Below are 13,509 nucleotides of genomic sequence, written 5' to 3' on the forward strand. Positions count from 1 at the left end.
TTTTTAGATTCGCCAGGGCAAAAAGGCCTTCATGGTCCGGCCGATCTGCTGCAGCCAGGTTTGGGAGTAAATATAATTGACCATGAGACCGCAGGATTCAGTCAGTCCCCGGGGAAAACGATTGGCGGCGAAGTTTACATTTTTTAAGCTAATCGTAGCCCCATTTCCCAAATGGAAATTGGCTACCGGATTAAGGGGCTTTCCGCGCCGGTCTTTTTCCTGGGACAGATAAAAATAGGCTGTCTCCGTCAAGGGTTTTCTTAGGTTTTGAAGGTAATCCGGATCATCAATCCACCCGACATCAGAAAGGATTTCCAAAAGGGCAGGGCATAGATCGGCCTTTTTGCCTGATTTTGCCTGATGGCTTTCCAGGAGGGTTTGCCGGATTTTTTCCGGAAAAAATTCCGCTAAACGATCCTGGTTCATCTGGAAGGAAACTTTTTCCCCCTTAAGAATCGGTTTTAAATACCTTTCCCAGAATCCGGGGATAGGGCTCAGAGTGGAAAAGGTTTTTATACCGGGATGGCTTTTCTCCAGGGTTTCCACAACCTGGAAAATCAGGACTTTTCCCAAACCTAAGCCGGCCAGGCCGTTTTGGGTATTGTTGATGGAATAGAATATGGCCGTATCCGGGGTCTTTTTGCGCATTCCGGGGGCTTCCTGCTTTTCGATGATCTCATGGATGGAGGTGGCTATGCCCCGGGTCAGGGCCACCTCGATGAAGGTAATGGGTTCGTCGGGCATCAGGCGATGGTAGAGTCCGAAGCAGCGTCGGTCTCTACCAAGACGACTGCCCATTTCCTCCAGACTGGCCATGGGATGGACCAGGTCATGCTCTTTCAGATAACGGATTTGGCGATAGGGGGAATCCAGGATGATTTCATTTAAGAACAGGAAGCCGCCCTGAAACCAGAGATTGAACAATTGAGCAATATCCTGATCCAGGGGCTCCAGATTGAAAGAGTTTTGACGCTGGGCGGAAAGGACATCGGCCCGCAGATCCAGGAGAAAATTCAATCCTCCGGAAATGTTCAGGAAGTTTCTGAAGATCTGGATTCTGGGAGAACCGATTTTCCGGCGCAGGGTGCTCAGGCTCTGGCCCCACAGAACCGGATCTTTCCCTTCATCGGCTAAAAGAAGGCGCAACTCCCTTTCAATATCTTTCTTGCCGACTTCAAATTGGCGGATGACTGCCTCAAAAAACCAAGGCCGCTCTTCGGGGAGGATTTCCTGATATCGATCCCGGAATTTTATCAAAAGATCGGTTACAATTTCTTTTTGGCCTTGGATGTCTTTTAGTAAATCAAGAAGCTCATCTATTTTTTTTGCGGAGGCTTTACTTATTTCCATCATAAAATCCCGTTCTGTCTTGACTAAACCGCCTGACTAAGTTCAGGACTCAAGGTGGTTACTTCCACTAAATGATGTTTTTGACGCGCTTCATTAACAATAGTTTCCAATTGCTCTGCCACCTTGTCTTCGATCCAATCCGCTCCACATTGGGAACACACTTCAGCCGGGACATCCCTTACCACAACAACTCCAAACCCCAATTCCACGGAAAAAATAGTCCTTCCTTTTTTCCTGGTTCCCCCGCACAAGGGACATTGAAAAGGTTCTTTATTGATTACCACGATTCCTCCTTGTTTTAAAATTGGTCTCGAAATGTTCCAGATCAGGCGTATAGGCAGTAATGATGAAGCAAATGTTATTGTATTCATCAAGGGCAATAACGACGTGCAAGGGCTTCTCATTAACCCAACCTAAAAATAGAGCACCCGGGTAAGGCTTTTGTTCTGAATAGTCTTCAATAATCTCTCCCGAGAGCAACACCCGTTTGACCATGTCTCTGGAAATCTCTCGTTCTAACATTCTCTCAAGGGCATGTTTCTGCCACTCGATTGATCCATTCTGAATGGCCCTTGCCACCTCATCTTTTATCATAAATTTTCCTTAACAATCGGAACCAAAACACCGTATATAGTAATCATATATTAGGCTTAGAGGAAGAAAAGTCAAGTAGATTCATTTAATTGTCTGTTGGTGATTGCTTGTTTTTTTAATGAGGTATATTATTCAATCATTGAACTTTCAGAGGATCACAGGTAAATGCCCGATAACAACTCTAAAAAAATAATCGTCATCGGCGGGGGACTGGCCGGATGCGAGGCCGCCTGGCAGGCCTTGAGACAGGGGGTTCCGATCCGGCTCCTGGAGATGAAGCCCTTGCGGTTTTCTCCGGCTCATGGCTCTCCTTTATTGGCCGAGTTGGTCTGCAGCAACTCCTTCCGCTCCCAGGACCTGGATAGTGCGGTAGGGCTGCTCAAGGAAGAAATGCATCGATTGGGCTCCATCGTTATGGAGGCGGCCCGGATACATCAGGTCCCGGCCGGAAAGGCCCTGGCCGTGGACCGGGAGGGGTTCGCCAGAGAGATTACCTCAAGAATTGCCGCCCATCCCTTGATAGAGGTTATCCACCAGGACGTTTTCACCCTTCCTGAAAAAAGTCCGCTGATCCTGGCGACCGGGCCTTTAACTACGGACGAATTGGCCCGGGACCTCGGACGGTTGGTCGGTTCAAATCATCTGCACTTCTACGATGCCATTGCCCCTATTATCCATCTGGATTCCATTGATTTCAACAAGGCTTACCTCGGTTCGCGGTACGGCCATGGGGGAGCGGATTACATCAATTGCCCTATGGATGAAGGGGAATACACGGTTTTTCTGGAACAAATGCTTCAGGCGGAACAAGTGCCTCTTCATTCTTTCGAAGAAGTGCGTTATTTTGAAGGCTGTCTTCCTGTTGAAATAATGGCCCAGAGAGGCAGAGACACCTTACGGTTCGGCCCCATGAAACCGGTGGGATTGCCTGATCCAAAGACCGGAGAGATCCCTTTTGCCGTGGTTCAGCTTCGTCAGGATAACCAGGAAGGGACTTTATATAACATGGTCGGATTCCAGACCAAGCTTAAATGGCCGGAACAGGAGCGCGTCTTTCGTCTGATCCCCGGACTGGAAAAGGCGGAATTCGCCCGTTTGGGCAGTATCCATCGCAATACCTTTGTTAATGGACCGGAAGTTTTGTTACCAACCCTGCAACTTAAAAAGGCCCCTCATATTATATTAGCCGGTCAGATCACCGGGGTGGAAGGCTATGTGGAATCGGCGGCCATGGGTATCCTGGCCGGGATCAATGCCTGCCGGTTTCTTCAGGATAAACCGTTGGTGATCCCGCCACCGACCACAGCCATAGGTGCACTGGTAGCCCACATCAGCCAAAAACCCAAAAAAGATTTTCAGCCCATGAATGTCAATTTCGGACTCTTTCCTCCCCTGGAAGGAAAGATCCCCCGTCGCCTTCGGGGAAAGACCTATTCCGAAAGGGCCTTGGCCGATCTAAAGGCCTGGATGGCTGAGTGGGAATTGGGTAAATAGGGTTCGGAGTTTAGAGTTCGGAGTTCGGAGCAAACCATTTTCATGCTTCGTGGCGCCAAGCCCTAATGGTGGCATGAAGGTTTAATAGGGAATGGGGTTATTTTTTTTCCACCTCCTCCTTTAAGGCAAATTTTTTCACTTTGCCCGAGGCCGTCCTGGGGAGTGGTTCACAGCGGATAATGTAATCCTTGGGCACTTTGTAGGCCGCCAGTTCTGCAGTGCACAAGGACTTGACATCGCCCGTATCCACGAACTGCCCCTCCTTGCAGACAATGACCGCCCAACCGACTTCTCCCCAGCGCTGGTCCGAGACCCCGATGACGGCCACCTCGGCCACAGACGGATCTTTCAGGATGATGTTTTCGATTTCGGCCGGATAGACGTTCAGACCGCCGCTGATGAACATGTCCTTTTTGCGGCCCCGGATATAGATATAGCCCTCCTCATCATATTCGGCCAGATCCCCGGTGTGCATCCAGCCTCCGGCAAAGACCTCGCAGGTGGCTTCAGGCTTGTTCCAATAGCCTTTCATGGTGGCCGGGCTCCGGATGACGATCTCTCCCTTCTCGCCCGGGGGAAGGCGGTTCATAGCTTCATCAACGATCAGCACTTCGCAATTGGTCACCGGCTTTCCGGCTGAGCCGATCTTTCGGACGGCATCCTCCTTTTTCATGTAGGTGGCGATAGAAGGGCCTTCGGACAGGCCGTAACCCTGGAGCAGGGCGGTTTGGGGAATCAACCGGTGAAAGGCCTCGATCACCGTCACCGGGACCGGTTCGGCCCCGGTCAGGACGCTCTCCAGACTTTTCAGACCATATTTTGACAGTCCGGGGTAATCGATCAATTGCTTGACGATGGTGGGGACGAGAAGCACCCGGGTGACCCTCTCCCGTTCGATCAGGTCCAACAGACTGCCGATCTCCAGCCCGCCGCTGGGCATGACGATCACCGTACCGCCCATCCAAAGGGTGGCCAGAGTGAAATCATGGAACCCGGCGACCCAGCACAGTCCGGGCACACAGAGATAATTTTCCCGGGGCGTGACCTCAAAATCGCCCACCTGGTGGAAGGAGTTCCAGGCCACCGTCCCCTGGGTGTGCATGGCCCCCTTGGGAAAACCGGTGGTGCCGGAAGTGTATTGCAACAGGAAGAGGTCTTCCGAAAGAACCTCTTCGAAAACCGGAGAGGCCTTAGCCTGATTAACCAGGACCGAATAGGAAAGGATAGAAGGGGAGGGTGCCGGCCCGCCGATGCAGATGATATCCCTGAGTCCGGGGGTGCCGCCTTTGCCAGTATCCACCAGGTTCAATAGATCTTCTCCCACCAGGAGCACGGAAGCCCCGGAATCGTTGAGGATGAACTCCACTTCTTTGGACTTGAGCAAAAAATTCACCGGTACCAGGACCGCCCCCAGGCCGGCCAGGGCGAAAAATATGTCGAACCACTCGGTGCAGTTCCGGAGGAGTACGGCCACCCGGTTGCCTTTACGGACCCCCAGGGACCGCAATCCATTGGCCAATTGATAAGCCCGGTCTCTCAATTGTCCATAGGTGACCCTCTCGTCTTTGAATATGACGGCTTCCTTGTTCGGGGTGATATGACAGCCTTGATCCAGCCTTCTCAAAAAGTATCCGAAGTCCATTTTTGGTTTCCTTCCTGGTCTTTGCAGCAACTTTTACACCGGTTGAGATTATCTGCCTGAGTATGGGGTAGTGTAGAATGTTCAAAAGAACAGAGTCAAGTAAAAAAGGAGGTAAGATGTCGCATTCAGGGCCTTGCAAATAAATAAACAACTCTGTATTATCAGCCCATACGAATCAAGGAGGTTTGCATGATGGAAAAACAGCCTGATCAGTGCCGGGAAATGGGTGTCCGGGAAAAAATGCCGGAAGCGGAAACCGGTCTTGAAATTAAAAAGTCCATTTGTGCTGTTTGTTTCGCCCACTGTGGGGTCAATGCCTATGTTCGGGACGGCCGTCTTATCAAGATCGAAGGCACCAAGGAATATCCGACGAACGCCGGAAAGTTATGCGGCAAGGGGATGTCCAACCTGCAATATGTCTATCATCCCGAACGGATTCAAACCCCACTGGTTCGAAAAGGGCCGAAAGGTTCCGGGGAATACGTGTCGGTCTCCTGGGATGAAGCCTTGGACCGGATTGTCTCGGGCCTTACCCGGATAAAGGAAGAAACGGGGCCGGAATCGGTGGTCTTTTTTTCCGGCTATCCCAAATGGCTGCGGCCGTTCCTTAAGAGAATGGCCCATTCTTTCGGGTCTCCCAACTATTGTACCGAATCCAGCACCTGTTTCCTGGCCACAACTGTGGCTAATCAGTTGAATTACGGATATGGCGGTGCCGGTTTCGATTTCAAAGGGGCAAAATGCGTTCTGAACTGGAGCATGAATCCGTTTAACTCGGCAACCCACCTGGTGCCTCGTTTTCTCAAGGCCCTGGAAAACGGTGTCAAGCTTATTGATGTAGGGCCTCTGGATACTCCTCTGAGCAGGAAGGCGGACATCCATCTCAGGCTCCGCCCCGGTACGTCGGGAGCCTTGGCCCTGGGAATGGCCAACGTCATGATAGAAGAGGGACTCTTTGACCGGGAATTCGTGGAAAACTGGACCCTGGGGTTTGAAGCCTACCGGGCTTACGTGGAGGGTTTTTCCCCTGAAGTCACCGAAGGCATCACAGGAGTACCGGCCGATAAGATTATTGCCGCTGCGAGGCTCTATGCTACGTCAAAACCGGCAGCCATGGTCAATAGTGCCAGCACCACGGTCCATCATACCAATGGGGTGCAAAATCATCGGGCCATAACTGCCCTGATCGGCCTGACCGGAAACTTCGATCGAAGAGGCGGAAACCATGTCGTTCCCGCATCCTATTATCATACGCCCACGGGACTGACCACCCGGGAAAGAGAATTTGAGCAATCCCGTCTATGGGAAGATATGGCCCCCCGTATCGGACAGGACCGCCATCCCCTATGGTGTAAGCTGACCACCGAAGCGCAGTCCACGGTCCTGCCCTTTCAAATCCAAAGCGGAAAACCCTATCCCATCAAGGCCGTACTGGGATTTGGTTTGAATTATCGTATGTGGCCGGGGTCTGATTTCATTAAAGAAAGCCTCGAAAAACTGGACTTTTTTGTGGACGTCGACCTCTTCATGACGGACAGCGCGAAACTGGCCGATGTGGTTCTTCCGGCCTGCAGTTCTTTTGAGCGCAATCAACTGGTCATTACCCCGGCCAGATACGCCCTATGGAACCAGCCGGTTATCCCGCCTGTGGGGGAATCCCGATCCGATGCAGAGATTATCCTGGCCTTGTCGCAAAGACTCAACCCTCAGGATACCTTGATGTCTCAAGGATACGAGGCCTGTCTGGACTGGATATTCGAACCGTCCCATATTAAAATGGCCGATATCAAACAACATCCCGGTGGATTCTTCCTGCCGGACCGCACCGAGACGCCCTATGAAAAATACAGGGTGGCCGGGTTCCCTACGCCTTCCGGAAAGATGGAATTCACATCCACCCTGTTGAAAGAGGCGGGGATGGATCCCCTGCCGGTTTATAAAGAACCGGAACAAAGCCCGGTTTCCGATCCGGAAATGGCCAAAGAATACCCTCTTATTCTCACCACCGGTTCCCGCCTGCCTATGCTGATGCACTCCAGAATGTACCGGATCCCTTCAACCCGGAAACTGCATCCCCATCCCACCGTCGACATCAACCCTCAGGATGCGCGGGTTCGTGGCATTTTACCCGATGAATGGGTCACACTGGTTACCCCGAGGGCCTCCCTCCGCGTCAAGGCCAATATAACCGAAGTGGTACCGCCCGGTGTCACTGGTATGTATCATGGCTGTCCTTCGGCGGATGTCAACCGGCTCATTGATCCGGCTTACCGTGACCCCATCTCCGGATTTCCGGGATACAAGTCTCTTCTTTGCGAGGTAAAAAAAGTTTAAGTTCAGGGGGGCTGATGCGTTCGACGGGTTGTTTATTCGTGGATCAGGGATTAACGGCCTCGACCTCTAATCGAACCATTTTTATGTGAAATAAACCGTCAGCACCCATTGGAAATCGTTCATTGTAGGCATTTATTAAATCATCGATAAAAATATTTCGCTGGTTTTCCGGAATTCTTTCCGTATAAGGCAGCCAGGTCGTTCTAATCCAACCGGCTAAGCCATCCCTCCCTTTGTGAGTCATATCTTTGGGAATCAGCTCTAACCGTTTTGGGCTCAGCCCCACGGTTTTCAGCCACTGTTTATATTCATCGGGGGAACAAAAAGTGTAAGGAAATGAAAAACCATCAAAATAGGGCTGCCATTTTCCGTTTTGTATGAGTGTTTCAATTGAGGCAATAATATCCCGGGCATTTCCTTGGCCGCCCATCTGGAATACTATTCTGCCGGATTTTTTTAAACCTTCTTTGACTCCTTTTAATACCGCCATTTGGTCTTTTACCCAATGGAGAGCGGCATTGGAGAAGGTAATATCGAATTGCTTGCTAAAATTGAGTTTGGTCGCCTCCAAAAGGACAAATGACAGATTGGGATATTTTGATGGAGGATAATTTTTCCGGGCAAGGGTTATCATATCCGGAGAGCTGTCTATGCCGGTGACCTTTCCATTTCTCAACCGGGAACTTAACAGGGCAGAAACTTTCCCATCCCCGCATCCGATATCGATAACCGATTCTTCTCCGGTAAGGCCAAGCTTTTTAATCAATTCTTGTGCCCATTCATATTGAACGGAGGAATGTTTACGGTAATCGTCGGAATTCCACGAATAGGTTTTTGGATTCATATCTTTCTCCAAGTTTTCTGAGGCATGAGCGGGGGGCTACAACCTGAGTGCTCTGTTTACAAAGTCTATTAACGGTACACTACTTGCAATGATTTTTGTGATGGTGCGTCACCAGAATATCGAGAACTTTAACATTATAGGACCATAAAATTTAATTGCAAAATATTTATAAACATATGGAAACCAGCAGGAATTCCCGGTCCTATTTTTCTTCTTGACCCGTCCTTTTTTTTATCTTAGAGTCATTCCCGTAGAGCTTTTTCCCATCATCAAAAAAAATCTGCACCGGTCGACCAGGGTAGATCCTATGAAAAGAACGTTTGAAAAGCCGGAATTTACGGCCACGGCCATGTCCTTCGTTCCCTACCGGGAGACGCAAAGGGGCGTGGAGGCTATTCTCAAAAACTTCCCGGAGGCCCCCTGTCTTCCGGTCATGACCCGGAGTATTCGGTGGATGCTTGAAGGAATGCCTTGTCTGGTTTTCGATCGTGAAAAAAGGCGGATCCTGCTCGATCTCTCACCCTCCAGGGAAGGAGAACTCCTCGAATTCTACAACCGCTATGAAGCCAACGACCTGGATTATTTCGCTATCCAACCGGAGACGGCCCCCTTCCTCTATGCCATGATAAATGCCCTGAGCCGGGAAAGACCCCAGGGGCTTAAATGGGTCGTCTTTCACACGGCCGGGCCGCTGATCCTGGGGGATACTATTAAAATGGTCGATGGGACCCCCGCCATCCATAACGAGACCCTGCGGGATATGCTGATAAAGGCCAGCAATATCAAGGCCCGGTGGCTGGAAAGAAAGATCAGGGATGAAGTGCCCGGTGTCGAGATCGTCGCCGATCTTCCAGAAACGACATTGGTGAACTTTACTTCCGCGGGGGGGACCGGAACCCGGGACGAGATCATAGCTGCCATCAATGGAAGTTTTGAAGCCCTAGACTGCCTGACCTGGATCCACTGTTGCGCCAATGTGGATTGGTCTCTGCTCACCCAAACGACGACCGATGTCATTAATTTCGATGCCTATCAGCACGCGGATAAAGCAGCCCTCTATGCCGGAGACTTTAAGCGCTTTTTAGAGCGCGGCGGTATGATCGGCTGGGGGATCATCCCTGTTTCCGGGGAGGTGCTGGAAAAGGAAACCCTGGAAAGCCTGTTGGACCGGCTTCAAAAGGGAATGGACCTCTTTGTCAAGGCCGGCATTAACGAGGCCTTACTGGCCGCTTCTTCCTGGATAATCCCCTCCTGCGAGACCGTTCTATTAACTCCCGACCAATCGGACCGGGCCTTCGAACTGACCCGGGAGATCTCCCGGGTCATGAGGGTCAGATACGGATTCGAGGACTGAGGAAGGTCCTGGCTGTTTTTTCAGGGGTGAGGTTTCCTTATTTCCGGCCCTTCTTCTGGCGCACAGGCAACTCTTTTTCGCTTTAAAAAAGGAGACCCCGATACTATAAAAATATGGGGTTAAAAATAACGACTCTCAGGGGGCATTTAAAAGAAAATCAAGATCCCTCTTCATGGTCGGCAAAGGTTTGGGCAATTTTTTTGAATTCTTCGTGGACCGCTAAAAAGGCCTCAACCACTCCCGGATCAAAAAAAATTCTTTTTTGTTCGACAATAAAGGTGACGGCTTCTTCATGTGAGAAGGCCGGCTTGTAAATCCGTTTGCAGATCAAGGCATCGTAAACATCGACCAGGGCCATGATCCGGCCGAACAAAGGGATTTCCTCTCCCTGAAGACCTTCCGGGTATCCGCTGCCGTCCCATCGCTCGTGATGGGTATAGGCCATCTCTTTTCCATATTGGAGAAAGGTACTGTTAACGCCCTGTCCGAATTTATCTTCGGCCAGTTGGATGGCCTGACGTCCGTAAAGGGTATGTCGTTTCATCTCCTTGAATTCTTCTTCGGTTAACCGGCCGGGCTTCAGGAGAATGTTATCCCGTACCCCCACTTTTCCGATATCATGCAGGGGGGACGACTTGTATAAAATATCGATAGAATCCGGTTGCAAAATCCCGCTATAGACCGGGTTTCTGGCTAATTGCCGGGCCAGGATTTTGATATATTGCTGGCAACGTAAAATGTGCCCCCCGGTTTCGCTGTCCCGGGTTTCCGTCAAGGAAGCAAGACAGAGGATGGTAAAATCCTGAGTCAGGAGCAATTCCCTGGTTCGGTCCCGCACCTTTTGCTCTTCCCTCCGATATTTGAGCAAGGTCAAAAAAGAAAAGTTGCCGCCCAATACCATTAACGGAAAAAGACAGGAGAAAAACAGTCCCTTGCTGTGCAGTAGCCATAAGGAGGTCTGCCACAGGCCCAGGGCCAGGAGGCCCAGTGGCAATAAACTCCAGGCCGCTCCGGTCCAGGTTAAGAGCAGGGTGGTGGAAAGTCCAGCCACCAGAATCAGGACCAGCTCTACTCCGCTGATCCAATAGGGCCTGGAAAAAAAATCCTTCCTGATGAGGTTGTCTACAATGGTAGCATGAACCTCCGGACCGGGAAAGACCGGGTCCAGTGGTGCGGGTCGAAGTTCTCCCAACCCGGCTGCCGATGTTCCCAGTAATACGATCTTCCCCTGAAGGCGTTCCCGTGAAACGGCACCCGTAAGGATATCCCCGGCCGGGATATAAGGGAAGGTTTTCCCTTTCCCCCGATAACGGATCAACAGATTTCCCCGGCCATCAACCGGAATGGTCGTATCTCCCAGGCGGATAGACTCCAGGCCGTCAGGACCGGTTTTAAGGACAATTTGTTTCAGACCAAAGGCCTGCCCCAGTGTGGCCAGGGCCAGACAGGGGTAGAATTTCTGTTGATATTCTATTAAAAGAGGGACCCGACGGATAACCCCGTCAGGATCGGGGCTGACATTAAAAAAACCAGATAAAGGGGCTGCCTTTGCCAGCACCTCCAGGTTGCCAATGGCTCCGGTTGCCTGGAAGAGAAATGATTTGTCCACGGTTCCTCCCTTTTCCGTCATGATAACAGCCGACCAGGGATGAAGCAGGGTTTCCTTATGGAACGATTTTTCAGGGGGGAAAAGGAACTTGAACCCTAAAACAAAAGGTCCCCGGGAGAGCGTTTCGGCCATAAATCGGTCATTATCCGGCAGCCGTTTAGAGATGCGGCCCAGGTCCACCTGGATTTTTAAATCCCGGATTAAGTCCTTCTGCAATGCGTCCAGGGAGGTCCGATCCGGCTCCGGGAACATCATATCAAGCCCGATACTTAAGGCCCCCGAGGCCTTGATCTTTTCCAACAGCAGGGCTATGCGATACCTGGGCCAGGGCCATTGCCCGAATCGGCTCAGGCTTTTTTCATCCAGATCAACAATTACCGGAAGGTTGGATGGGGTGCCCCGGGGAGAGGAATTGAGCAGGGTGTCATATAATTTAGAATCGAGAAAGCGAAAAAATAAGGGTTGATAAACATAGACCAGCGAAAAAACCAAAGTGAAAATGCATCCGGAAAGGAGAATCCAGCGATTTTTATTTTCCGGTTTGGCTAATAAAGTTTTCTGGACGGCCTCTCGACTCAAATCCGGGGAGCCTCTTAACGGACCGTGACTTCGACCCGCCTGTTTCGGGGTTCGGAAACTTCTTTGTCTGTTTTAATTAAGGGGTTATCCTCCCCATGAGAGGCTATTTCAATAATCTCCGGCCGGGCACCCCTGTAAATCAGAAGACGCTTGATGAACTTGGCCCGATCAAAGGCAATCTCGAAGTTTAATTCCCGTAACCCGACGCGGTCGGTGTGGCCGGTAATGGTGATGTCCGTTGAATGACGAGCCGTGATGGCTTCGAGAATTCCCGGAATTTCTTTTTCCGACTCTTCCGTTAAATCGGATGTCCCCGTTTTGAAATATAATAAGAATTTCAGGGGCGGGTCCGGTAGGGCGGAAAGGGCTTCCCCGAATAAGGCTTTCAGTTGTCTTTCATCCATAAGAAATGGCGGCTCTGGAGGATCATCCATCGATCGCACTCTAACGGCCTGTCGAGCTTCTGTTAAAATCTGGGTTCCTCCTTTGTTGGAGACGGCGATTTGGCCCACCTGGCCATCGGGATCGGGCAAAAGGACGAAGAAGTTCTGGTAACAGGTACAGGAGACCGAAGAAAACAGCCAAAACAGGATTAAAGTCTTTGGAATAAAGCGATTCATAAATTTTAAGAGCTGGGGCCCTCTCCCTCAATCTTTATGGCAAATTTGGTCCCTCGAATCCCCACATTGCCCACCGGGGTTTCAAGACGAACCGAATCGGGAGATAACCTGGCGATAATTCCGGAAAGATAGGCCACCGTCCCCTTGATTATCCGGGCAACCATAGACAGTTTTCCTTCGGCGGGAGAAAAGAGAAATTCACTTATGGTGACTTCCGTATTCGGTCCAAGGGATAAGAGGCTGTCGTCTTTAAATATTATCCCTAAGGTCCCACCCGGTCCTGTCCTAAGGCCGTCATTTTTAAATATTTTTTCACCAATTGCGGCCGGGAGGATTTGATTCTGGCGAATGATGACAACGTTTCCCTTTACCGTTTTGATGCTCCCTGCCGGCAGGTCAGCGGCCCGGGAAAAAGAAGAGAAAAAAAACAAAGAAATAATCAGGAATAAAATCGTTTTAATCATTAACCCTACAGCCATGTTCTGATTAAGGTAAAATCTCTCTATCCTATTGGTTGGTTATAATCCTGGAGGCAATCTCATCGGGTTTATCCCTGTTTCGGTTTTATAATAACGCCTTCCGGGTGGTTCGTCAAAAAGAAAATCAAGATGGCTGCTTTCTTTGTGTAATAAACTCAGAGAAGCAGGCACCATCCGGGAGTCAGTGTTTCCGGATTGACACTAATGAAGGCTCGGCTTCCGATAGGAGTTTCGCTGAGACTAAAATAAAACCGATCAAATTGTTGACGGTGGGTTTTGGTCGATGATTCAGGTGATGTTCTTTTTGTTACGCTGATAGGACGGGTCAAAGGTTAGGGCCTCGCTATCCGGCGGGTTTTCCTTCTACTTTTTGCTGAAAAGTTATTAAAAATCAATAAAATGGATTAATTTTGGCATGAATTTTGTAGGCATGTAAATATCATTTTTTTCTTGACATATATTATTTTATTATTATTATGTAGCCATGTTCGTTGCAACCGTCCCTAACCGCACCTCTCCTCCTACTATCCTTATCCGGGAATCCTTCCGGGAAAAGGGTAAAGTTAAAACACACACCATAGCCAATATCACCCATTGGGACCCGGCGCGA

General features: G+C 50.2%; 11 protein-coding genes. 3 read left to right on the forward strand and 8 right to left on the reverse strand.

Annotation, left to right across the window (positions count from 1 at the left end; all coding sequences use genetic code 11):
* Positions 1-3: 3 nt before the first annotated feature.
* From HY879_18275 to HY879_18285, 3 genes are read right to left on the reverse strand one after another with little or no spacing between them, the layout of a single operon-like run.
* Entirely contained in the window at positions 4-1,353 is a 1,350-nt protein-coding gene (locus HY879_18275) for a malonyl-CoA decarboxylase family protein (protein MBI5605285.1), read from the reverse strand.
* A gap of 20 nt (positions 1,354-1,373) precedes the next feature.
* Positions 1,374-1,721: a type II toxin-antitoxin system MqsA family antitoxin gene (locus HY879_18280; GenBank protein ID MBI5605286.1), complete on the reverse strand. Its 348-nt coding sequence runs from the start codon at positions 1,719-1,721 to the stop codon at positions 1,374-1,376.
* Positions 1,621-1,944, reverse strand: coding sequence for a DUF4258 domain-containing protein (locus tag HY879_18285; protein MBI5605287.1), 324 nt, complete (start codon positions 1,942-1,944; stop codon positions 1,621-1,623). The genes HY879_18280 and HY879_18285 overlap by 101 nt, the downstream gene beginning before the upstream one ends.
* Positions 1,945-2,109: 165 nt before the next feature.
* On the opposite strand from HY879_18285, the gene trmFO reads away from it, so the two are divergent.
* Positions 2,110-3,438, forward strand: coding sequence for a methylenetetrahydrofolate--tRNA-(uracil(54)-C(5))-methyltransferase (FADH(2)-oxidizing) TrmFO (gene trmFO, locus HY879_18290; GenBank protein ID MBI5605288.1), 1,329 nt, complete (start codon positions 2,110-2,112; stop codon positions 3,436-3,438).
* Positions 3,439-3,535: 97 nt separating this feature from the next.
* On the opposite strand, the gene HY879_18295 is transcribed toward trmFO, so the two are convergent.
* Entirely contained in the window at positions 3,536-5,080 is a 1,545-nt protein-coding gene (locus HY879_18295; protein ID MBI5605289.1) for an AMP-binding protein, read from the reverse strand.
* A 189-nt stretch (positions 5,081-5,269) separates the two neighbouring features.
* Here HY879_18295 and HY879_18300 point away from each other — a divergent pair, with 189 nt between their 5' ends.
* Entirely contained in the window at positions 5,270-7,414 is a 2,145-nt protein-coding gene (locus tag HY879_18300) for a molybdopterin-dependent oxidoreductase (GenBank protein ID MBI5605290.1), read from the forward strand.
* Positions 7,415-7,457: 43 nt separating this feature from the next.
* On the opposite strand, the gene HY879_18305 is transcribed toward HY879_18300, so the two are convergent.
* Positions 7,458-8,258: a methyltransferase domain-containing protein gene (locus HY879_18305; protein ID MBI5605291.1), complete on the reverse strand. Its 801-nt coding sequence runs from the start codon at positions 8,256-8,258 to the stop codon at positions 7,458-7,460.
* Positions 8,259-8,565: 307 nt separating this feature from the next.
* Between HY879_18305 and HY879_18310 the strand changes: the two genes are divergently transcribed.
* Complete coding sequence (locus HY879_18310) at positions 8,566-9,612, forward strand: hypothetical protein (protein ID MBI5605292.1); 1,047 nt, start codon at positions 8,566-8,568, stop codon at positions 9,610-9,612.
* A gap of 157 nt (positions 9,613-9,769) precedes the next feature.
* Here the strand turns inward: HY879_18310 and HY879_18315 are convergent, their stop codons facing one another.
* The 3 genes from HY879_18315 to HY879_18325 all read right to left on the reverse strand — a co-directional run bounded on the left by HY879_18315 (position 9,770) and on the right by HY879_18325 (position 12,884).
* Positions 9,770-11,800 (reverse strand): CHASE2 domain-containing protein, encoded by a 2,031-nt coding sequence (locus HY879_18315; GenBank protein MBI5605293.1) that lies wholly within the window; start codon positions 11,798-11,800, stop codon positions 9,770-9,772.
* A 14-nt stretch (positions 11,801-11,814) separates the two neighbouring features.
* On the reverse strand, positions 11,815-12,234 hold the full coding sequence (locus HY879_18320; protein ID MBI5605294.1) for an OmpA family protein: 420 nt from the start codon (positions 12,232-12,234) through the stop codon (positions 11,815-11,817).
* 191 nt (positions 12,235-12,425) lie between these two features.
* Entirely contained in the window at positions 12,426-12,884 is a 459-nt protein-coding gene (locus HY879_18325; GenBank protein ID MBI5605295.1) for a FecR domain-containing protein, read from the reverse strand.
* Between the last annotated feature and the right edge of the window lie 625 nt (positions 12,885-13,509).

This window comes from Deltaproteobacteria bacterium, from assembly GCA_016219225.1.
Classification (GTDB): Bacteria; Desulfobacterota; RBG-13-43-22; order RBG-13-43-22; family RBG-13-43-22; genus RBG-13-43-22.